General features: G+C 61.9%; 17 protein-coding genes. 10 read left to right on the top strand and 7 right to left on the bottom strand.

The window, feature by feature from the left end; translation table 11 throughout:
* Window positions 1-4: 4 nt before the first annotated feature.
* The 3 genes from P0Y50_04805 to P0Y50_04815 are packed head-to-tail and all read right to left on the bottom strand — an operon-like array spanning window position 5 to window position 2,638.
* Entirely contained in the window at window positions 5-631 is a 627-nt protein-coding gene (locus P0Y50_04805) for an SIS domain-containing protein (protein WEK40932.1), read from the bottom strand.
* A gap of 17 nt (window positions 632-648) precedes the next feature.
* On the bottom strand, window positions 649-1,626 hold the full coding sequence (locus tag P0Y50_04810; GenBank protein WEK40933.1) for a hypothetical protein: 978 nt from the start codon (window positions 1,624-1,626) through the stop codon (window positions 649-651).
* 49 nt (window positions 1,627-1,675) lie between these two features.
* Complete coding sequence (locus P0Y50_04815; GenBank protein WEK41526.1) at window positions 1,676-2,638, bottom strand: NAD-dependent epimerase/dehydratase family protein; 963 nt, start codon at window positions 2,636-2,638, stop codon at window positions 1,676-1,678.
* A 261-nt stretch (window positions 2,639-2,899) separates the two neighbouring features.
* On the opposite strand from P0Y50_04815, the gene P0Y50_04820 reads away from it, so the two are divergent.
* The 5 genes from P0Y50_04820 to P0Y50_04840 all read left to right on the top strand — a co-directional run bounded on the left by P0Y50_04820 (window position 2,900) and on the right by P0Y50_04840 (window position 14,533).
* Complete coding sequence (locus P0Y50_04820; GenBank protein WEK40934.1) at window positions 2,900-7,825, top strand: methyltransferase domain-containing protein; 4,926 nt, start codon at window positions 2,900-2,902, stop codon at window positions 7,823-7,825.
* A gap of 140 nt (window positions 7,826-7,965) precedes the next feature.
* On the top strand, window positions 7,966-8,853 hold the full coding sequence (locus P0Y50_04825) for a dehydrogenase (GenBank protein ID WEK40935.1): 888 nt from the start codon (window positions 7,966-7,968) through the stop codon (window positions 8,851-8,853).
* A gap of 22 nt (window positions 8,854-8,875) precedes the next feature.
* Window positions 8,876-10,102: an HAD-IIIA family hydrolase gene (locus P0Y50_04830; protein WEK40936.1), complete on the top strand. Its 1,227-nt coding sequence runs from the start codon at window positions 8,876-8,878 to the stop codon at window positions 10,100-10,102.
* Entirely contained in the window at window positions 10,099-11,238 is a 1,140-nt protein-coding gene (locus tag P0Y50_04835) for an AGE family epimerase/isomerase (protein WEK40937.1), read from the top strand. Before P0Y50_04830 ends, P0Y50_04835 begins: the two co-directional genes overlap by 4 nt.
* Before the next feature lie 70 nt (window positions 11,239-11,308).
* Complete coding sequence (locus P0Y50_04840; protein WEK40938.1) at window positions 11,309-14,533, top strand: glycosyltransferase; 3,225 nt, start codon at window positions 11,309-11,311, stop codon at window positions 14,531-14,533.
* A gap of 22 nt (window positions 14,534-14,555) precedes the next feature.
* Here the strand turns inward: P0Y50_04840 and P0Y50_04845 are convergent, their stop codons facing one another.
* The 4 genes from P0Y50_04845 to P0Y50_04860 are packed head-to-tail and all read right to left on the bottom strand — an operon-like array spanning window position 14,556 to window position 18,107.
* Window positions 14,556-15,422 carry a hypothetical protein gene (locus tag P0Y50_04845; GenBank protein WEK40939.1) on the bottom strand — a complete coding sequence of 289 codons (867 nt, stop codon included), beginning with the start codon at window positions 15,420-15,422 and terminating at the stop codon, window positions 14,556-14,558.
* Complete coding sequence (locus P0Y50_04850; GenBank protein ID WEK40940.1) at window positions 15,422-16,096, bottom strand: ATP-binding cassette domain-containing protein; 675 nt, start codon at window positions 16,094-16,096, stop codon at window positions 15,422-15,424. The genes P0Y50_04845 and P0Y50_04850 overlap by 1 nt, the downstream gene beginning before the upstream one ends.
* The gene (locus P0Y50_04855; protein WEK40941.1) at window positions 16,093-17,256 is read right to left on the bottom strand and encodes a chain-length determining protein; all 1,164 of its coding nucleotides are present in this window, start codon (window positions 17,254-17,256) and stop codon (window positions 16,093-16,095) included. The genes P0Y50_04850 and P0Y50_04855 overlap by 4 nt, the downstream gene beginning before the upstream one ends.
* Window positions 17,257-17,297: 41 nt before the next feature.
* On the bottom strand, window positions 17,298-18,107 hold the full coding sequence (locus P0Y50_04860; protein WEK40942.1) for an ABC transporter permease: 810 nt from the start codon (window positions 18,105-18,107) through the stop codon (window positions 17,298-17,300).
* Between the two features lie 167 nt (window positions 18,108-18,274).
* Here P0Y50_04860 and P0Y50_04865 point away from each other — a divergent pair, with 167 nt between their 5' ends.
* The 5 genes from P0Y50_04865 to P0Y50_04885 are packed head-to-tail and all read left to right on the top strand — an operon-like array spanning window position 18,275 to window position 21,312.
* Window positions 18,275-19,030 (top strand): glycosyltransferase family 2 protein, encoded by a 756-nt coding sequence (locus P0Y50_04865; GenBank protein WEK40943.1) that lies wholly within the window; start codon window positions 18,275-18,277, stop codon window positions 19,028-19,030.
* Window positions 19,024-19,647: a hypothetical protein gene (locus P0Y50_04870; GenBank protein WEK40944.1), complete on the top strand. Its 624-nt coding sequence runs from the start codon at window positions 19,024-19,026 to the stop codon at window positions 19,645-19,647. Before P0Y50_04865 ends, P0Y50_04870 begins: the two co-directional genes overlap by 7 nt.
* Window positions 19,644-20,270 (top strand): HAD family phosphatase, encoded by a 627-nt coding sequence (locus tag P0Y50_04875; GenBank protein WEK40945.1) that lies wholly within the window; start codon window positions 19,644-19,646, stop codon window positions 20,268-20,270. The genes P0Y50_04870 and P0Y50_04875 overlap by 4 nt, the downstream gene beginning before the upstream one ends.
* A complete protein-coding gene (locus P0Y50_04880; protein WEK40946.1) occupies window positions 20,267-20,980 on the top strand; it encodes a glycosyltransferase family 2 protein in 714 nt (237 codons plus the stop codon). Before P0Y50_04875 ends, P0Y50_04880 begins: the two co-directional genes overlap by 4 nt.
* 11 nt (window positions 20,981-20,991) lie before the next feature.
* Entirely contained in the window at window positions 20,992-21,312 is a 321-nt protein-coding gene (locus P0Y50_04885; GenBank protein WEK40947.1) for a hypothetical protein, read from the top strand.
* Window positions 21,313-21,341 lie beyond the last annotated feature (29 nt).

Genomic DNA, 21,341 nt, shown 5'->3' on the forward strand with positions numbered 1-21,341 from the left:
TGGCCTAGAAGCGAACGGCCCCGAACTGACCGCGATCCGCGAGATGGGACTGCCTGAGATTCTGAGCCAGAATATGCATCAGCGACTGATGCACGTCCTCAACGATCCCGTAGTTCGCCGCGTCAACATGAAGCGAGACGTTGGCCAGTTTCGCCGCCTCTCCGCCGTCAAACCCTGTCATGGCGATCGTCTTCATGCCGATATCTGCGGCCGTTTGGATGGCGCGGACGACATTCCGGGATGCGCCTGAGGAACTGATCGCGATCAGGACGTCTTCGGCTCGTCCCAATGACCTCAGAGGCAGGGCGAACATCTCTTCGGGCCCGATATCGTTGACGATGGCCGTGATCAGTTCGACGCCGTTCGAAAGGCTGTGAACGCGCGGACGCAGAGCCGTTCCAGCCTGGACGCCCTTGAGACAGTCGCAAAGCAGGTGGTTGGAGATCGCGGCGGACCCCCCGTTTCCACAGGAAAAGATCGAGACGTCGGCTGCAACGGCTGCGGCCAACATCTTGCTGGCGCTCTGGATAGCGCCCCGATCCACGCTCATCCAGGCCAAGCTCAGCTGATCGAAATAGGCGTCGGCAAAGCCCCCAGCGGTTTCGAACGGTCGATCAGGGAATAGAAGCATACGCCCAAATAGTGCGATCAGCGCGGATTGGGGAACAAAATTCGCGACCCTCTGCCCTCGAATTCCATCTTCACGCGACGCAGACCGACGGCGCGCGTGATCATCTCGTGTCGATCCTGGGGCGCATGGAACATGAGGAAGCCGCCGGCGCCGGCGCCCATCAACTTGCCGCCGGTCGCGCCCGCGGCCATTGCCGCATCATGCCATGACTCAATGGCCTCATTGGTGATGCCGTTGGAGAGGTGTTTCTTCAGAGCCCAATTCTCGCGCAAGATTTCGCCAAAGCCGTCCAAGCGTCCCGCTTGCAGTTCGTCGCGCAACACATAGGCCAACTCCGCCATGCGACCCAGAGCCTCGCGAACTCGTGGGTTGGAAGCCACTTCTTCGGTCTGATGCTGGAGTATGTGGGAAGCGCTTCTTTGCTTCCCTGTATAGAAGACGAGGAGCTCATCCTGGAGCCGCGCTTGAACGTCGGCATCGATGGCCACCGGCTCCACGCTTACCGTGTCATCCGGATTGAATGCGATCAGGTTCAGTCCGCCGAAAGCCGCAGCGTACTGATCCTGCTTTCCAATAGGTTCTCCGCAACGCTCGATCTCGATCGCGCAGGCCTGTCTGGCCAGTTGCTCCGCCGAGGACGTCCGCGCCAGGTAACTCGACATCACGTTGAGCAATCCGACGGTAAAGGTGCTTGACGACCCGAGACCTGTGCCCCGGGAAGGGATGTCCGCTGTCGTCGTCACCTCCACGCCGCCCGTAACCCCCATGTCCTCAAAGGTCGCCCTGAACAGACGATGTTCGATCTGTCCCAGGTCGGCGACTTCTTCAGTTTTGGAATAGGCAAGCCTGATGCCGCCGTCGAACTTGGGGTTGACGCTGACATAGACATATTTGTCGATCGCCGTGCTGAGCACGGCTCCGCCGCCGCGTCGATAGAAGGCGGGAAGGTCGCTGCCCCCCCCCACAAAGCTCATGCGAAGCGGCGTCTGGCTCATAATCATGCGGAAATCCGATCTGCGCGCGCCGGCGCCCCCTTGCTGCCGCTCAAGACATCTCTTCCTGCGTGGCGATTTCCATGACAGCGCGTACGATAGCTTGCTCCGACGACAGGGCCGACCGCCAACCGAGATCGGAAAGCCGGCGAGTCAGATAGCGGAACTGCGGCACATCACCGACCCAGCCCGCAGCCTCCTGCCCGTAGACGATGGAGGCGGACGGAGACACATGATCGCGCACAGCTTGGGCAATCCGCGCCACCGTTACGCCGTCGTCGTCAGGGCCGATGTTCACGACTTGGCCCCGTCCCGGAACAGCCCGGATATGCAGCATGGCGGCGATCAGTTCATGAACGTGAAGGTAGGGCTTCTGCTGGCGGCCGTTGCCGAGAACATCGAGCCGCTTGGGATCGCGCCGTAGCTTGCCGATAAAATCGAGGATCACCCCGTGAGTCGCGGGCGTGCCCACGACATTAGGGAAGCGGAAGATGTCGGCCCGCTCCAGAAACGTTTCCTGCGCTGCGGAGATTTGAGCCTCGGAGGCCAGCTTCATCGCGCCATAGTTGGAGATCGGTCGAAGTGGGCCGCTGTCCTCGCCGACGGCCTCGGCGCCGCGATCCCCGTACACAGCCGAGCTGGATGCGAAATGAAGGGTGGGAATGCCGGCCCGCTTCATCACCTCCAAGGTCGCGAAGGTCGTCATAAAGGTGCGGTCAAGGTCGACCCGAGCGTCTTCTACCCCCGCGGGGATGTCCGAATTGGCCGCGAGGTGCCAAACCTCGTCGATCCGCCCTTCACCCCGGACCACGGCGTGCAGGCCTTCGACGTCCGCGCAGTCCTGTTGGTGAAAGCTGAATTCCGGCAAAGGCGACAGGTCACTGATCAAGGACATGCCGCCTCGGGAAAGATCGTCTACGGCGACTACGAAATCGCCCCTGGCGATCAGGGCCCGAGCCAAGTTCACGGCGATAAAGCCCGCGCCTCCAGTGATCAAATGTCGAACGGATGTCATCAAGGCTCCCCAACAAGCTAGAGCCGCTGCATAAAGTGCGACGATAGGCGAAACAACCGCGGGATAAGGTCCCGGCGGCCGGCCGGATGCACGGACAAGAATTCACGACGTTGAAACATCGCAATGCTGCTGCAATTCAGAGACGCACATCGCGATTTCGTTCGGTAGACTTGCACGACGCAGCACCCTATCACCGGCGACGTGATGCGAGCCGAAGGCCAAGAGCTGACCGTGCCGCAAAATTATGGAATTGTGAAACGGATGTCGGAACTCGAACGATACGATCTGAGCGTTTCGGGACGCATACAATATGAACATTTCCACCGATACGCGTTCGCCGGCGAACGCGTATCGGGCCTGAACGTCCTCGATATCGCATCCGGCGAAGGTTACGGCTCGGCCATGCTGGCGGCCCGCGCGGCGAAGGTCTCCGGCGTGGATATCGACGCCGAAGCCGTCGCTTCAGCGAACATCCGATATGGTCGGAGTGGAGTTCTAGAGTACCAAGTCGGGGACGCCCACGCTATTCCTTTCGGAGATCAGACGTTCGATGCAGTTGTTTCGTTCGAGACCATCGAACACATTGAGCACCCGCAAAGCCTCCTCAAGGAGATCAAACGGGTTCTCAAAAAGGGCGGCTTCGCCGTCATCTCTTCCCCGAACAAGAGCATCTACAACAGAGGTCTTAAAGAGCCCAACCGCTTCCATCTCAGCGAGATGGAGATCGGCGAGTTCACCTCTACTCTTGAAAGTCATTTCGCCCACGTCGCCGTTTTCGGCCAGCGGATGATTCTGGCCTCCTCTCTCAGCCCGGTCAATTTGGCTAAAACGCCCAATACTCCGGACTACAGAGGGTACACCGCCTCTATCGCGCCCGGTTCCGCGCCGTCGACGAGCGCCGGGATCGTGCGTCTGGCCGATCCGGCATATGTGGTGTGCGTCGTCAGCGACGAGCCTATCGCCGCGATAGAGGGAATGGACTCGATCTTTCTCTCGGGAGAGCCGGACCTCTGGGCGGAGCATTCCGGCCTGATCCGGTGGGCGTCCGGCGTTCACGACGAGGACGAGGAGCTTCGGCGACGCGTCGCGGACCATGACCGGGTTCTGCGCGATCTCGAGAACGCCCGAGACAAGATCGGCATCCTCGAACGCCTCGGCGCTCCCCAGGACCAGACGAGCCAGACGGCGCTGTCCATCGTCGCACCTATGGTCGGCGACATCGTCGGCGAAGACGCCCCGACCGACCTGCCCGGACTGGTTCGTACGCTCAGCCGGATTGCGGCGAGCAAGGCGACGCTTCAGTTCCAGCTAGCCAATCTGGAGGCGGAGAAGGCGGTTCAGGTCCGGCTGGCGGCAACCGCCGAGCAGAGTGCGCAGGACGCCGCTCGGGCGGTCGCCGAAGCCACGGCCCAGGCCGACGACCTCAGCCAGCGCCTTAGGCAATCCATGGAGGATATCCAAGGCCTGGAAGCTGAGCGGGCGGAAAAGACCGCTGCATTGGAACAGGCGCTGGCCTCCACCGCCGAGGCGCTGGCCCAGGCCGACGACCTCAGCCAGCGCCTTGGTCGATCCATGGAGGATATCCAGGAGCTGGAAGCTGAGCGGGCGGAAAAGACCGCTGCATTGGAACAGGCGCTGGCCCAGGCCGACGACCTCAGCCAGCGCCTTGATCGATCCATGGAGGATATCCAGGGGCTGGAAGCTGAGCGGGCGGAAAAGACCGCTGCGCTGGAACAGGCGCTGGCCGCCGCCGCCGAGGCGCAGGCCGAGCGCCTTCGCGAGCGGGAAGAAAGCAGCAAGGCTGTGGAGGAGGGCCAGACCCAGATCGCCATCCTGTTCGAGCGCCTGAACGAGACCCAAGGCGCGCTTGAGGCCCAGGCAGCCGACGCCGACCTCAAGATCGACACCCTTCTGACCCAGTTGAACGAGGCGCGCGACCGGCTCGCCGCGCGCCTCAATCCGCCGCCGTCGACCGATGCCGTGATCTCTACCGACAGCCACGCGGCCGTGACCGGCCGAGGCGATCGCCGCAGGCCGGACTTGCCGAACGCCCGGCGCGTGCGCGACGCCCATTTCGCGCGCGATCTCGATCTTCAGAAGCAGGCCCTGGCGAATCAGCAGATCGAGGATTTCCGGGCCGGCCTCTCCGCCGCGGCCGCCGTGCAAGGCATCCAGCAGGACCTCCGGAACGCCTCCGCCCGAGCCTGGGCGGTCGTCGCCGCTGCGGAATTGCCGGCGGCGCCCGAGACCGTCAGGCCCGGAGCGCCGAGCGCGGCCTCCCGTCTGCAGAAGCTGCAATACTCGCTTCGGCGCGCCGTCGATCGAACGCCGACCGCCGATCTTTCGAACCCCGGCGTCGCGGCCATGTTCGACGCGGACTACTATCTGTCGGCCAACAAGGTTTCGCTGCGTCCGGGGGAAACCCCCTTCGATCACTATCTCCGCATCGGGCGGGAAAAGGGCCTGTCGACGCACCCCCTGATCGATATGGAGTGGATTCGAGGCCTCTGGCCGGAGCCCTTCGATCTGATCGCCTATGCGAACCGGGTCGAGTTGCACGGCTTGCCGCCGCACCCGCTGTTCGACGCTACCCACTATCTCCGCATGAACGCGGACGTGGCGGCCAGCCGGATCAATCCCCTCGCCCACTATCTGGCTCACGGCTGGAAAGAAAACCGGACGCCGAACCGGCTCTTCGATCCGGCTTGGTATCTGACGCAGTACGAGGACGTGCTGGCGCACGGCAGGGAACCGCTGAGGCACTACATCGAATCCGGGGGCGCGGAAGGTCGCCAGCCCCATCCGTTCTTTGACCGGACCTTCTATCTCGACCGATATCCGGACGTCGCGGCCAGCGGAATGGACCCCTACTCCCACTTCGTCGCCTATGGTCGCCAGGAGGGGCGTATCCCCAGCGCCCGCATCTTCGATCTCAACTGGCTGACGCCGCATTTCGACGGGGTCAACGCGCTTGAGCTCATCGACGGGGGCGATCCCAAGGCGCATCTGCGTCCGCTAGGCGACAGCATCTGGCCCCCGCTATCGACGGGCGAATACTGGCTCCCCCAGCGTCTGCGGGACGTGATCGTGGATCGGTATGGCGAGAAGGCCATCGATCTCTTTTCCTATCTGTTCTCGGTCATCGAGAAGTTCGCGGACACGCCGGACGCCTTCGCCGGCAGCCGGGACGCAGAGATGCTGCTGCAGCGCGCCAAGGCGCTCTCCGCGGTGACCGTCCAGGGACGTCCGACCGCCTCGATCATCATCCCGGTCTACAACAACCTGTTGTACACCCTGACCTGCATCGTCTCGATTCTCGAAAGCGCGCCGGCCTATTCCTTCGAGATCATCGTCGCGGACGACCGTTCGTCCGATGCGACCGACTGGGTGATCCCGTCCATCGGCGGCGTGGTCCGCCACGTTCGGCATGCCGAGAACCTCGGCTTCCTGCGGAACTGCAACGCAGCTGCCCGGTTCGCTGGCGGCGAATACATTGTGCTTCTGAACAACGACACCATCGTCTTTCCCGGTTGGCTGGATCATCTGATCGAGGCCATGGACGCGGACGAGCGGATCGGCTTCATCGGTTCGAAACTCCTGAACGGCGACGGCACCCTGCAAGAAGCCGGAGGGATTTTCTGGGCCGATGGTTCGGCGTGGAACTACGGCCGCGACTCTGACTCCCTGCTTCCGGAGTTCAACTATCTGAAGGACACCGATTATGTGTCCGGCGCCTCCATCGCCCTGCCGTCGGCCGTCTGGTCACGCCTGGGCGGCTTCGACGAGGCTTTCAGTCCGGCCTATTGCGAGGACTCCGACATCGCCTTCCGTGTTCGCCAGACGGGCCTTCGGACAGTCTATCAACCCCTTTCCGCGCTCGTGCACCATGAGGGACGGAGCCACGGTCGCGATGTCGCCACCGGCATCAAGGCCTATCAGGTCATCAACCAGGACAAGTTCCTGAAACGCTGGGGAGATACGCTGAAGGCGGAGAATTTCGCCAACGGGACCGAGCTGTTCGTGGCCCGCGACCGGTCGCGCAACAAGCCTCACATCGTGATCGTCGACCACTACCTGCCGCAATGGGATCAGGACGCGGGTTCGCGGACCATGTTCCACTTCATTCGCGCCTTCGTGAACCGCGGCTTCCAGGTCACCTTCTGGCCCGACAATCTTTTCGAGGATCGAACCTATACGCCCCAGCTTCAGAAGCTCGGCGTGGAAGTGATCTACGGCCATCAGTACGGCGGACGCTTCAGTCAGTGGCTGAAGGAGAACCAGAAACATCTGGACTACGCCTTCCTTAGCCGCCCCCATATCGCGGAAAACTACATCGACGCGGTGGAGCGCCACGGCGTCAAGATGATCTACTACGGCCACGATCTCCACTGCATGCGGGCCCGTTCGGAGTACGCCCTCACCGGCGCCCACGAGGTGCTGAAGGAGGCGGAACTCTGGGAAACGCGCGAGGTCGGCATCAGCCGACGCTCCGATGTGGTGATGTATCCGGGCATTGAAGAGATCGAGTTCATGGTCTCGCGGTTGCCCGAGGGGCACGCCGTCATCAGGCCGCCGATCACCATCTTCGACAATGCGGAATTCGAAGCGGCCGAGGCCGCCATCGACGACCAGAGTGAAGTGGATCCCTATGCGCTGATGTTCGTCGGCGGGTTCGCCCACGGCCCGAATAGCGACGGCGTCACCTGGTTCCTCGATGAGATTTGGCCGCTTCTTCGGGCGGCGGACAGCCGCTTCTCGGTGAAGGTCGGCGGCTCGAAAATGCCCGCCTCGCTGCGCGAGCGGAACGAGCCCGGAGTGACCATGCTCGGTCGACTGAGCGAGGAGGAACTGCTCGAACTCTATCGGCGATCCGGTGTCTCCATCGTGCCGCTGCGGTTCGGCGGCGGCATCAAGGGCAAGGTGATCGAAGCCTTCGCCCGCGGCATATCCGTCGTCATGACCGAAATTGGGGCGCAGGGCATTCCGGAGGCGCAGGACATGGGCTTCGTGGCCAATACGCCGCGTGATTTCGCCGACGCCGTGATCGCCGCCGCCGGCGACCGTGACGGGGCGCTCGCGCGGGCGCGCCGGGCCATCGACTTCCTGCGCCGGTTCTATTCGGAAGAGGCCTTCTGCGGCCTCCTCGGCGTCGAGGTTCCGGAGCTTCTGAAGGGGACGGATCAGTGAAAGTTCTTGAGAAGACGCGGGCGCGCGCGCCCCTGAGGCTCGGCCTCGCCGGCGGGGGCACCGACCTGTCCCCCTATTGCGACGAGTTCGGCGGCGCGGTCCTGAATGTCACGATCGACCGGTACGCCTTCGCGTCCTTCGTGCCGCGCACCGACGGCCGGATCGTCTTCGAAGCCGACGACCTGGGGATTTCCGAAACCTTCGAACCCGGCGAAGCCCTGCATTCGGAGCTCACCCTGCATCGGGGCGTCTACCAACGCATGATCAGCGAGTTCAACGGCGGCCGCCCCCTGTCGTTGACCATCAAGACGACCGTCGACGCCCCGGCGGGCTCGGGCCTCGGCTCGTCGTCGGCATTGGTCGTCGCCCTTGTGGACGGCATGCGCTCCATTCTGGGCGCGCCCCTGGGCAATTATGACGTCGCTCACCTGGCCTTCGAAATCGAACGATTGGACCTCGCCCTGTCTGGCGGACGACAGGATCAGTACGCTGCGGCCTTCGGCGGACTGAACTTCATCGAATTTCTTCAGAACGACAGGGTGATCGTGAATCCGCTCCGGATTTCCGACGACATCCTCAACGAGTTCGAGAGTTCCCTGGTGATCTGCTTCTCGGGTCGCTCTCGCGATTCCGCGACCATAATCGACCAGCAGACGGCCGGGCTGCGCAAGCCGAACAGCGACACCATAGACGCCATGCATCGCTTGAAGGCCGACGCCATCGACATGAAGCGCGCTCTGTTGATTGGCGACATCGATGACATGGCCGCCATTCTCAGCCGTTCCTGGGAAGCCAAGAAGGCCTCTGCCGCCGGGGTCTCCACGGGGGTCTTGGACGCGATCTTCGATTGCGCTATGGCCAACGGCGCCCTCGCCGGTAAGGTCTCCGGGGCCGGCGGCGGCGGCTTCATGTTCTTTCTCGTGCATCCCGAGAACCGATACCGGCTGGTGCAGGCCCTCAACCAGGCCGGAGGCCAGGCCAGCACGATCAAATTGACACACAGAGGCACAGCAACATGGCGGTACTGACCTCCGTCTCAAGGCGCTGTTCATGCGGATAGAACAGGGCGTCATCCTCTGTGGGGGGCTGGGCAGCCGGCTTGGAAGCCTCACGGCGGAAACCCCAAAGCCGCTCCTGCCCGTCGACGGAACGCCGTTCCTGCAGATCCTGATGCGGGAAATCACGCGCTATGGCGTCCGCCGCTTTCTGCTGCTCGCCGCATACAGGTCGGAACAGATCGAGAGTTTCGCCCGATCGGTCGTCGAGGCGCTCGGGGGCGATGTCGAGGTCCTAGTGGTCATAGAGCCGGATCGGGCAGGCACCGGCGGAGCCCTCTACAATGCCCGTCCCATGCTGGACGACGCCTTCTTCCTATTCAACGGCGACACCTTGCTCGACACGCCGCTGGATCGGCTGGCGGCCCTTCTCGACGACCCCGAGGCGATCGGCGCGATGGCCTTGCGTCGGCTCGAACAGGCCGGCCGTTACGGCGTCACGGTTCTGGAAGGCGACGCCATCACGGCCTTCGGCGTCCCGCCGCTAGACGACGGCCCAGTCTACATCAACGGCGGCGTCGCCGCCTTCCGCAAGACTATGGTGGACGGCCTCAAACCGACCGGCTCCATGGAGGTCGAACTGCTGCCGGATCTGGCCGTGCAAGGCCGGTTGCGTGGCCTTCCGGTCAACGGATTCTTTCTCGATATCGGCGTGCCCGAAGATTTCGCCAGCGCCCAGACCAGCGTGCCGGCCTTCGTCCGCCGCCCCGCCCTCTTTCTGGACAGGGATGGCGTGATCAACCTCGACAAGGGCCACGTCGGGTCGATGGACCGGTTTGAGTGGGTGGAAGGCGCCCGCGAGGCCATCAAGGCGGCCAACACCTTGGGCTACTATGTATTCGTGGTTACCAATCAGGCGGGCATCGCCAAGGGTTACTATACCGAGGGTGACTATCAGACCGTCATGGATCATATCGATCAAGGTTTGGCCGAGATCGGTGGCAGGATCGATGACGTGCGTTTCTGCCCGTATCACCCTGACGGCGTCATTGCCGACTATCGAGTCGTCAGCGATTGGCGAAAGCCGGCTCCCGGCATGGTTCTGGATCTGCTGAAATCCTGGCCGGTCGATCGTGCCCGCAGCCTTCTGATCGGCGACAACCAGACCGATATCCAGGCGGCGGAGGCCGCCGGTTTGAAGGGCGAGCTCTTCACTGGAGGTCGTCTAGATGCATTCCTGGCCCCGTTGCTGACGTCATCCGATCGCAAGGACGTAATATGAGCTCCCAGACCTTCCTTCAGCTCAGGGACTGGCTTTTCGAGGACGCCTTTCCCCTGTGGGCCACGACCGGGATAGACCTATCCAACGGCGGTTTCATCGAACTACTGGACGGCGGCGGCGCGGTTCTGCCGCGCCCGCTCCGTGCACGGCTGGTCGGGCGCCAAATCTACGCCTTCTCGATCGCCGCCCAGCTGGGCTGGACGGGACCCGCACGCGAGGTAGTGCGACACGGCCAGGACTATCTGCTTTCGGAGGTCGTGAGGGACGGAAAGGTGGCGCCGTTGTCGCCCCGCGACGGCGCAGCCGCCGTCGAAGGCTTCGACTTGTACGATCAGGCCTTTGTCCTGTTCGGGATGGCGGCGGCAGCGAGCCTGGGCGAATCAACCGAGGAATTGTCGCACATGGCGCGGGAGATTCTTGTGGAAATGCGGTCCGGCTACAGCCATCCCGTCGCCGGTTTCGAGGAGGGACGGCCCCGGACCCTGCCTCTTAAAGCCAACCCCCATATGCACATGTTGGAGGCATCCTTGGCCTGGTGTGAGGTCTTCGACCCCGATGGGGTTTGGGACGCTCTTGCGGACGAGATCGTCAGCCTCTGCCTCAAGCACTTCCTCGACCCGAAGACGGGCGCGTTGAGAGAGTATTTCGACGGGGACTGGCGACTGATCGACGGCGCCGCCTATGACGTGGTCGAGCCTGGTCATCAGTCGGAGTGGGCTTGGCTGCTCATCCGGTGGGGCCTACGCAAGCAACGAACCGACGCCGTCGCAGCGGGGCGGCGCCTCATTGAAATCGCCGAGAACCATGGCGTCTCAACACAGGACTTGGCTGTTAACGAACTGGGACCCGATCTGTCCGTCCGCAGCGGCCTGCACCGTCTTTGGCCGCAGACCGAACGCATCAAGGCCTTTGTCGCCCTTGGCTGGGTCGCGACCGACGAGGACGAGCGACGGTATGCGCATCATAAGATGGAAGCCGCCGCGACAGGCCTGCTCCGCTACACACACCGCCCAGTTCGCGGCGGCTGGTGGGAGCATCTGGACGCCTCGGGCCACCCCGTGGATGAGCCGATCAGGGCGAGTTCCTTATACCATATCACCTGCGCTGTAATGGAAATGACCCGAGCGACGCCTTGACGTTCGGTCCGCCCATTCGCGCAGTCCGTAAAGCAACTTGTTGAACCGCGCGCATCGCGGTCGAGTTCCCATGATGAATACTCGCAGACCCCAGATCTTCCCGTTGTCGGAGATCGCCGATGCGGATGCGACCGCTTCCGTGTCGGTCGATCCGCTCGCGAAACTAGAAAGGGGGCTGGCCGACCTCACGGTGCGCTTCCAAGCGACCGAAGCCGCCTTGGCGGAAATCCACCGACGTCAGGATGATGCCGCTCGGCTGAAGGCGGCGCCGAAAGCCCTTCCGCGCCCCTTGCGGGTTCTACGCCGCCGACTGCGCCAACTCGGCCTGTGGTCGGAGGGGCGAGCGAAGAAGGCGGATCTCGGCGGCGTCCTCGGCGCCGCCCGGGCGCTCGCTCCTACGCCGATCAAGCCCTTCTTCGATAAGCTGTCCCCCTACGAAGCCTGGATGGCGGCGAACCGCGTCACGACCGCATCCGTCGAAGACTTGAAGACAGCGCTTGCATCAGCCGCCGACCTGCCCTCGATCTCGATCTTGACGCCCGTTTTCAACACCCGCCCAGACTATCTCCAAGAGACGATTCGTTCGGTTCTCGGCCAGATTTACGGCGACTGGCAGCTCTGTCTTGTCGATGACGGCAGCACGTCTCCGGAAACGATCTCCGCGCTCGACATCCTTGAAGGCTCCGACCCCCGCATCCTGGTGCATCGCCGCGCAACCACGGGCGGCATCAGCAACGCCACCAATGACGCGGCGGAAATCGCCACTGGCGAGATCCTCCTGTTCCTAGACCACGACGACCTGTTGACGCCTGACTGTCTGGCGGAGTTGGCGCTCTATTACAGCGCGCATCCCGAGGCCGATCTGGTCTACAGCGACGACGACAAGATCGACGATTCAGGCCGACGCTATGCGCCGCAGTTCAAGCCGGACTGGTCCCCGGTCCTTCTGCTATCGTTCATGTACCTCAGCCACGCCCTGACGGTTCGCCGAAGCCTGTTCATGGCGCTGGGCGGGTTCCGGAGCCGGTTCGACGGATCCCAGGACTATGACTTCGCCCTCCGGGCCGCCGAGCAGGCTCGCCATGTCGGCCATGTGCCCCGGGTCCTCTACCACTGGCGCGCCGCGGCGGGCTCCACCGCCGTGTCCGGCGACGCCAAGCCGGAAAGCTTTCGGGCCGGTCGGGAGGCCGTCCAGCAGGCCTTGGATCGTCGCGGCGTCAAGGCCGTCGTCTGTCAGCCCGATTGGGCGGCGGAGGCGAAAGTCGGCATGTTCTCGCTCGATTTTCCCGACGATGGCCCGTCCGTGACCCTCATCGTGCCGACCTACAACCGGGCCGACCTGCTCGGAGACTGCATCGAGTCTCTGAGGCAGACGACCTATTCGAACTACGACGTCCTAATCATCGACAACGGAAGCGACGAGGCGGACGCCCTCGCTCTGCTCGCGGAATTGGCGCAGACCCCTCACACGACGGTTCTGCGAATCCCTAGACGTTCGGAAGGCTTCAACTTCTCGGCCCTAATGAACGAGGCCGTCGCGGCGGCAAGCGGCGAGTACGTCCTGTTCCTCAACAACGACACCAAGGTCATCAGCCCCAGGTGGCTCAGCCAGATGGTCGGCTATGGTCAGATCGAGGGGGTGGGTTGTGTAGGCGCCCTGCTTCGCTTCGGCGACGCCTCTGTCCAACACGCAGGCATCGTTCACGGGCCGAACGACGGCCTTGTCGGACACGCCTTTCGCCATGCTCCGCCGCACGACTGGGGCTATATGGGCTTCATTCGCACCGCGCGAGAATACAGCGGTGTCACGGCAGCCTGCATGCTGACCCGGCGCGATCTCTTCATTGAAGCCGGCGGTTTCGATACCTCGAACTTCGCCGTGGCCTACAACGACGTCGACTACTGTTTCCGACTGGTCGAGGCGGGCTACAGTTGCGTCTATTGCCCGGACGCAGTCTTGTTCCACTACGAAGGCAAGACTCGCGGATACTCGGATAACCCGATCGAGGTCGCCAACTTGCGTCGCCTTTACGGCGATTGGCGCGACCCCTGGTACAACCCCAATCTTTCCCTGGACAGTGATCGGTTCGAGATCAGCGCACGCCGTCTCCCTATGCGGGCCCGCCGGCCGGTCAGGGCCGTGTTCATCAGCCACAACCTCAGTCGGGAGGGCGCCCCCAACACCCTGTTCGACCTGATCGCGGGGCTAAAGGCCGCCGGAATCGTGGACCCGCTCATCCTGTCTCCAAGAGACGGCCCTCTCCGCGACGACTACGAACAACTGGGCGTCGACGTCCGCCTTTTCACCGAACCCGCGCGTGAGGCAGCCGTGTTCGAAAGCGGCCTGGAACGACTGGCCAAGGTCATCCAAGGATGGAACGCGGAAATGGTCGTCGCCAATACGCTTCGCGCCTTCTATGGGGTTAATGCCGCCGCCCGGATCGGAACGCCGGCGATCTGGCTTCAGCACGAAAGCGAACCCTGGGAGACCTATTTCGACTACCTGGAGCCGGGGGTCAGAAGCTTCGCCTATGCGGCCTTCGGCCAGGCCTACCGAATCACCTATGTCGCGGAGGCGACTCGCCGCGCCTGGGCCGGGGTGCAAACCCGTCAGTCCTCACAGATCATACGCCACGGCGTGCCGCCCGTCCGTCTCGCCGAAGAGGTGGGACGATGGACCCGTGACGCTGCGCGATCGGCGCTGGGCGTCCGGGAGGACGAAACCGTTCTGTGTCTTCTCGGAACGGTCTGTAGGCGCAAGGGTCAGTTGGACCTGGTGCAGGCCTTGAAGTCAGTCATGGCCTTTTCCGCACGGCCGGTGCGTTGCTTAATCGCCGGCGCCGTGGCTGAACCCGACTACGAAGAGCAGATACGCGCCACCCTAGCGGAAATTCCCGGCGCTGATAAGGCCGTCACCGTGACTGGATCGGTGGCGGACATGGCGCCCTACTACGCCGCCGCCGATATGATCGTCTGCACGTCCCGCATGGAAAGTGCGCCTCGTGTGATGATTGAGGCCATGGCCTTTGGTCTTCCAATCGTGACGACACCCGTTTTCGGCATTCCTGAAATGGTCCGCCCCGAGATCAACGCCCTTTTTTACGCACCGGGAGATATCGACGGTTTGGCGCGCATCCTGCTGTCCTTAGTCTCCGACCCCGAACGGGGCCGGGCCATGGGCATGGCCGGCGCCGCCGTCCTGGCCAGCCTTCCTAGTTATCGGGACATGGTCGAGTCTTATGCGCAAATCATCCGCGAAGCCGCTCTGCTGAAGGATGACCGGCCGACGTTTTGAGGGCCGGTCATCCTTTAGGGAATCAAGCTCCAGGCAGACGCCGCTCTCGCCGGACTTTGACGTCGTGCAGGATAAACTCGCCGTCGAGAGCAGGCATCATCAGGCTGACCCGAAAATCCGCCGTCCCATACCAGGTCCAGTCATGGGTAATCTCGATGCGGTAACGCCCAGGCACGCCGAACACGTGCCGGAAACCGGTCACGTCGTCGCCGCGTCCCCATTCCATCAGCAAGTCGGCCACGGGGCTCGCCTCGACCGTCACGTCGGCGACGAGGGTCCAGCGGCCGGCCGGAATGGTGATATTGGGTCCGTTCAGCAAAAGTCTGCGACGCCCGACGAGAGGAAGAATGCCCGGTGTTGCCGGCGCATCAGGGTAGTTAAAAATCTCGGCGTGCCAGATCGCCGCCGCATGTTCTTCGGCAGGTAGGGCGGAATAGATGTCGAGCGGCAGTGCGTCCACGGCCGGGCTTGTCTTGCCGCCGTCCTCCATCCGTGTGACGACGCCGAGACCCGGGACATCCAGTTCGGAATCGTCCACGCTCGCACGCGTCGCGCCGTTGAGCAGAGCGATATCTGCGGCGGCGAGGCGAAGCGACGCCTCATAAAGAATGTCGTGCTCTGACATTTCATGGTTAGTCGCCACAGCCGCGACCACCTGCGCCGGTGAAGCGACTTGGACGATCCAGTCCGTGGGAGGCCCCTCGGGGGCCAGGTCCCAGTAGCCGGCGACCAAGGTTGAACGTCCGTCCTCCAGAGCGGGCGCATCCTCGCCCCAGTCATGGGTGTGGAAGGCCCAGCCGCCGGTCTCCGCTCCGCGACGAAGACTGGCGATCCAAGCCTCCGTATTCGCTGTCGGGAGATGCACGACACGGACATGCCGTCGCGACATCAGGCTGCCCTCAACCACGAATAGACGTCGATCGCTTCATCGATATCGTCGAAGACCTTGGCGCGGCCGCTTTCGATCACCAAGGCCCGAGAGCAATACTGCCGGATCAAATGAGTGTCGTGGGACGCCATCAGGAAGGCGCGGTTGGCGCGCCGCTCGAACAGTTCCTCATTACAACGACGCTGGAAACGAGCATCACCAACAGCCACCAGTTCGTCGATCAGATAGCAATCGAACTCGATTGCCAGCGATAGGCCAAAGGCGAGTCGCGCCCGCATGCCGGACGAGTAGTGCTTAACAGGCCTATGCATGGCCATGCCCAGTTCGGCAAAGCCCTCCACCCGCGCATAGACGTTCTCGTACTTTTTCCCATAGATTCTGGTGATGAAACGGATGTTATCGATACCGCTCAAACTGCCTTGGAATCCACCATTGAAGCCGATCGGCCAAGAGCAACTCATGCCCCAACGCACCTGCCCCGCGGTAGGGATCAGTGCTCCGCCTAGAATCTTGATGAGCGTCGATTTTCCCTGACCGTTCCGACCGAGAATGCCTAGACGGCCTTGCCGACCAACATCGAAGCTCAAGTTGTTGAAGACTGGCTTGGAACCATGCGCAGCGTAGGTCATGCCAAGTTGCCGGACCGAAAGTCCGAGCTCGGATTCAGTGGTCATTCTTCGACGCGGCTTTCCCGAATGCCTGCCCAGACCAGCCAGCCTATGCCATAGATGACCAAAGTCGTGGTTAGCACGGTGAGGATCGCCCAAAGCCGTCGCGGCTCCTTGGGGTAGTCCGGGGCATCGGGAGCCACGACAGTGTCCAAGTAAAGCCGCTGGCGACGGGCCTCGACCTGGGCCGTTGACAGCTCGGCCGTCGCGGAGGCGAGAAGCTTGTCCGCGAACTCACGCTCCAGCGTCAACTCTTCGTAAACTGAAATTTTTGGCGCCAGGGAATCGGCATTGCCGACGATCTTCTGCTGTTCGATCTCAATCTGCCTTTCAAAGGCTCGGATTCGACTGTCCAGGGCTGGCACCAAGGGGCTATCCGAGGCATCGGCTGCTAGTTGTGCCCGTTCTGCCTTAAGGGTCGCCAGTTTGACGCTCAACTCGCTGATCATCTGCGAGCCCGCCACAGCCGATCGGGCGGGATCGATGATCCCTTCACGATTGCGGAAGTTGGTCAGAGCCGCCTGGGCGGCGCCTAACCTAGCTTGGGCCTGACGCACCGATAGCTGGCTTTGCGCCACGGTGTCGGCGGCTGCCCGCGCATTCATTCGGTTGATAAGGCCTTCACCGCTGACTAGCAGAGCTGCGTTGATGCGCTGGGCATCGCGTGCGGTAAACGCCTGGACGCGAAGAGTACTTATCCCAGTTTGTGAATCGTAGCCGATAGTCACGAAGCTGTTAAAGCCCTTACGGAAGCTCTCGAACGATTGGCTCGCGAAGGGGCGAGGCAGCCGAGACAGAGGATCGATGCCGGGCCGATCATAGGCCGCCGCCACATCAACCTTTGTCATGAGCTCGCGCAGACCATCCGCCGAACGCACATATTCGTGGATCGCATAGGCGTCGGTCGAACCGGCTGACAGCCCGACCCCTTGTAGGGCCATGCCAAGCTGTGAAACCTGAGGCTGTGAAGGTGCGCGCACCACAAATGAGGATTCCGAGACATATCGTGGCGAAGCGATCAGCAGAAAATAAATAGCGGTGATCAAGGTCGGCAGGACGACGATGACCAGGAAGGCGATTGGCACGCGGCTGAACCACGATTTCCTGGTCGAGAGACCCGAAATCTGCGACGTGGGACCGAGATATGTGAGCTTGGATTCAGCCATGGTGGAAGCCTGAAGGTCCGGTCAAAATGATCGAGAATCTGTCAATCGATATCAAGATAGCGGCGTGTCTGTGCGAGCAGCAGGAGACCGACTAGGGTCAGTCCGGCAGCCCAAGCGATCGGATATAACGGGTTGAAGTGAGTCGGCACGAATTCGCCGAACACCGAAGATCTCACCATTTCAACCGTATGGGGCAGTGGGTTTAGTAGGTAAATCCACTGATAGCGATGGGGAAGCCAATCCACCATCACAAACGCGCCCGAAAGCGGTATCATCAGATACATTGAAACCGGCATCACCCGCTCGACGACTTCGTAACGGATCGCCAAAGACGCCATCGTCATCCCAAATCCGGAAGATAGCCAAGCGAGAATCAGGTAGGCCCCGTAAAGCATCACATAATCGCGAGGCGGGCTGACCGCCCCGAGAGCGAGGAGAACTATATAGACTACGAAAAAGGCCATGGCCCCGCCCGCGAGCTCTATAACTGCTCTTGAGAAGTAGAGATGAACTGGCTTGACGTCGCGATGATGCAGCAGTCCGACATTGGCGAGGATGGCGCCTCCGAAACTGCCCACAATGTGGCGGAACAGCAGCAGGCACATGTAACCCGTCATCACGAAAGGTGCGACGCGGATGCCATGCTCATACTCCGGTTTCATGAGGGTCCAGAGCGCCATAACGCCGAAGCAGAAGACTAACGGTTCTAAGATAAGCCAGAGAAATCCCAGTCCTTCGCGGCCGTAGCGAGTGACGATTTCCCGCATGATTAGCGCGCCAATGATCCGGCCCTGCTTGCGGCCGCTGCGTAGAAACGATTTCAGGGACACCGGATTTTCACGCTTCACCATGCCGCCGCCAGCTGAACTCCAGCGCGGGTCGCTGACGCTGCTTCTGCCTTGAACCCCTTCGCCACTCAAGCAAAATCACCCAAGCCTTAATTTCTGACTTCGCATTTCAAACCCATTCGCTATTAAGCTCGCAGGTGCAAACGCATTTTGCATGGCGGGCCCAACATATGCTGAATATTTTGATCCCCATGGCGGGTCGCGGAAGCCGTTTCAGCGATGCTGGGTATGCAGACCCGAAGCCGCTGATTCCGGTCGCGGGCGAGCCGATGATCAAGCTCGTGATCGACAATCTGACTCCACCCCGGGAACATCGTTTCATCTTTGTCTGCCAGCGACAGCATGTGGCGGACTACGGATTGAGAGAACGCCTCTCGGCGTGGGCCCCCGGATGCCTGATTGTTGAGCTGGACGGTGTAACCGAAGGGGCTGCCTGCACCGTTCTGACCGCTCGGGAACACATCCTGGACGCTCCCCTGATGATCGCAAACAGCGATCAATACGTTGACATCTCAATCGCCGACTATTTGTCAGTGCAGGACGGAGAAGGAACGCGAGGCCTCATTATGACGATGACGGCCAACGATCCGAAGTGGTCCTTTGTCGCCTTGGATGCCGATGAGCACGTGACGCGCGTGGTCGAAAAGGAAGTCATCTCAGATGAGGCGACGGTCGGGATATACAACTTCGCGAACGGTTCGGATTTCGTGCGCGCCGCGGAACAGATGATCGCGCGCGATCTGCGCGTGAACGGCGAGTTCTACGTCGCCCCCGTATACAATCAACTGATCGAAGAGGGGGCCCAGGTTCGCATCTTCAACGTGGGTTCAGAAGCAAAGGGCATGTACGGCCTCGGAACTCCGGCCGATCTGGATCTGTTCAATTCCTTGGGCATGGCAGAGAAGGTCGCTGCGCGCAGATGCTGATTCTCAGCCATCGTGGATACTGGCGTGAAGCCGAGGAAAAGAACGCTTGGGTCGCGTTCGAACGGACTGTCTCTTCAGGTTATGGAACCGAAACCGACGTCCGCGATCTGAACGGTGAATTGGTCGTATCGCACGATCCGCCCATGGCAGGCGCCCGCAGATGGGTTGAGGTCGTCGCGCTGTTCCGGGACTCTGGACTTCCGCTGGCCGTGAACATCAAAGCCGATGGTCTTTCCTCCATGCTCGCCGAGGCGTTCGCGGACAGCGGGATCGACTGGTTCGCATTTGATATGTCGGGGCCGGAGACCGTCCGTTACGCCCGCGCCGGCCTCCCCTTCTTCACCCGCCACAGCGACATCGAGCCCGAACCGGCACTCTATGCCGAGGCGAACGGCGTCTGGCTCGACGCCTTCACCGGCCATGACTGGATCACCCCCTCTGTGATCCAGACCCATCTCGACAACGGGAAGCGAGTTTGCCTGGTATCTCCAGAGCTGCACGGGCGGGCGCCCGACCCCTTCTGGTCGATGATCGAGCCCCTCGCTGCAGTGGGGAACGATGCATTGATGCTTTGCACTGACACCCCTGACGACGCCAAGGCCCGCTTTCCCCGATGATCAAAGCTGTAATTTTCGACATGGATGGCGTCCTGATCGACGCCAAGGAATGGCACTATGACGCCCTCAACAAGGCTTTGAAGCTGTTCGGACTGGAGATCAGCCGGGTGGATCACCTGACGACCTTCGACGGCTTGCCGACGCGACGCAAGCTGGAGATGCTGACCATCACCCACGGGTTTCCGCAGCAACTGCACGGCTTCGTCAATACGCTCAAGCAAGCCTATACGATGGAGATCGTGAACTCGCGCTGTCGCCCGACTTTCGTCCACGAGTACGCCTTGGCCAGATTGAAGGATCGCGGGTTGAAGCTGGCGGTCGCGTCGAACTCCGTGCGCAACAGCGTCGTCTCCATGATGGAGCGCTCGCGGCTGGATCGCTATCTCGACACGATGCTTTCCAACGAGGACGTGGCCAAGGCCAAGCCGGAACCCGACATCTATATCGAGGCCATGCGACGCCTCGGAGTGGACCCTTCGGAGGCTCTAATCGTCGAGGACAACGACCACGGTATTCGTGCGGCACGTGCTTCGGGCGCCCATGTTCTGGTCGTGAAATCCGTCGAGGAAGTTAACCTCGCCAACATCACAAGACGGATCAAGGAAGTGGAGGAAGGTGCATGAACGTCCTGATCCTTGCCGCCGGGCCCCAAGCCCTCGAAGATCGCGCAGCCTATCCTGTCTGGCTATCCGAAATCGACGGCCGCTTGGTCATGGAGCGCCTGGTTGCTTCCCTTAGCATCAAGGACTCGTCGAATTTCATCTTCGCGCTGACGAAGGCTGACATCGACGAGCATCACGTCAACGACATCGTCACCCAGATTTCACCGAACTCCACAATTATCCCGATCGAACGCCAGACAGCAGGAGCAGCCTGCACCGCCTTACTCGCGATCGGGGCGCTGGACTTGGAATCCGAGCTCATTGTAGCGAGCGCGACCGATTATGTCGAAGCCGACTATTCAACGATCATACAGTCCTTCCGCGATCAGAAGGCGGACGTGGGCCTGGTGACCTTCGAATCCCTTCATCCACGCTATGCCTATGTCGCAGTCGACGAGAAAGGCTGGGTCGTTGAAGCGGCCGAGAAGCGGCCGATCAGCCGTCGGGCCAGCGCGGGCTTTTACTGGTACGCCAAGGCTTCGGATTTTGTCTCCAGCTTGCAGGACATGATTCTCAAGGACGCCCATGTGAACGGTGTCTTCTATATCAGCCCGTCGCTCAACGAGCTCGTGCTCGCCGGCCGTCGGATCTCCGGCTATCATCTCGAACACGACCAGTACCATCCCCTGAAAGACCAGAGGCAGGTCGATCAGATGGGCTACAGAAGCTAGGATTCGGACCGATGCGGCACGACAGACTGGAGACGATGACCAAGGGCTGGTTCGTCGGCGACTTCCTGCCTACTTCGCTGAACAGCAAGGCCTGCGAAGTGGCGATCAAGCATTATGCCGAAGGCGACCACGAGGGCGCCCATTACCATCAGATCGCCACGGAAATCACGGCGATCGTGTCCGGCCGCGTACAGATGTTGGGCGCCGAGTGGGGTGCCGGCGACATCCTGACCATCGAACCCGGTGAGGCGACCGACTTTCTTGCCCTGACCGACGTCGTCACCGTCGTGGTCAAGGTGCCCTCCGCCCCTGACGACAAATACGTCCTCTAAGGACTGGCGGCGCCTAGCGAGCACGAAGG

This window comes from Candidatus Brevundimonas colombiensis, from assembly GCA_029202665.1.
GTDB classification, from domain to species: Bacteria; Pseudomonadota; Alphaproteobacteria; order Caulobacterales; family Caulobacteraceae; genus Brevundimonas; species Brevundimonas colombiensis.

Excerpts from the sequence above, each read along its gene's own strand:
- P0Y50_04805 (WEK40932.1), bottom strand. The coding sequence starts at position 631 with ATGCTTCTATTCCCTGATCGACCGTTCGAAACCGCTGGGGGCTTTGCC.
- P0Y50_04810 (WEK40933.1), bottom strand. The coding sequence starts at position 1,626 with ATGAGCCAGACGCCGCTTCGCATGAGCTTTGTGGGGGGGGGCAGCGAC.
- P0Y50_04815 (WEK41526.1), bottom strand. The coding sequence starts at position 2,638 with ATGACATCCGTTCGACATTTGATCACTGGAGGCGCGGGCTTTATCGCC.
- P0Y50_04820 (WEK40934.1), top strand. The coding sequence starts at position 2,900 with ATGTCGGAACTCGAACGATACGATCTGAGCGTTTCGGGACGCATACAA.
- P0Y50_04830 (WEK40936.1), top strand. The coding sequence starts at position 8,876 with ATGCGGATAGAACAGGGCGTCATCCTCTGTGGGGGGCTGGGCAGCCGG.
- P0Y50_04835 (WEK40937.1), top strand. The coding sequence starts at position 10,099 with ATGAGCTCCCAGACCTTCCTTCAGCTCAGGGACTGGCTTTTCGAGGAC.
- P0Y50_04840 (WEK40938.1), top strand. The coding sequence starts at position 11,309 with ATGATGAATACTCGCAGACCCCAGATCTTCCCGTTGTCGGAGATCGCC.
- P0Y50_04845 (WEK40939.1), bottom strand. The coding sequence starts at position 15,422 with ATGTCGCGACGGCATGTCCGTGTCGTGCATCTCCCGACAGCGAATACG.
- P0Y50_04850 (WEK40940.1), bottom strand. The coding sequence starts at position 16,096 with ATGACCACTGAATCCGAGCTCGGACTTTCGGTCCGGCAACTTGGCATG.
- P0Y50_04855 (WEK40941.1), bottom strand. The coding sequence starts at position 17,256 with ATGGCTGAATCCAAGCTCACATATCTCGGTCCCACGTCGCAGATTTCG.
- P0Y50_04860 (WEK40942.1), bottom strand. The coding sequence starts at position 18,107 with ATGGTGAAGCGTGAAAATCCGGTGTCCCTGAAATCGTTTCTACGCAGC.
- P0Y50_04865 (WEK40943.1), top strand. The coding sequence starts at position 18,275 with ATGCTGAATATTTTGATCCCCATGGCGGGTCGCGGAAGCCGTTTCAGC.
- P0Y50_04870 (WEK40944.1), top strand. The coding sequence starts at position 19,024 with ATGCTGATTCTCAGCCATCGTGGATACTGGCGTGAAGCCGAGGAAAAG.
- P0Y50_04875 (WEK40945.1), top strand. The coding sequence starts at position 19,644 with ATGATCAAAGCTGTAATTTTCGACATGGATGGCGTCCTGATCGACGCC.
- P0Y50_04880 (WEK40946.1), top strand. The coding sequence starts at position 20,267 with ATGAACGTCCTGATCCTTGCCGCCGGGCCCCAAGCCCTCGAAGATCGC.
- P0Y50_04885 (WEK40947.1), top strand. The coding sequence starts at position 20,992 with ATGCGGCACGACAGACTGGAGACGATGACCAAGGGCTGGTTCGTCGGC.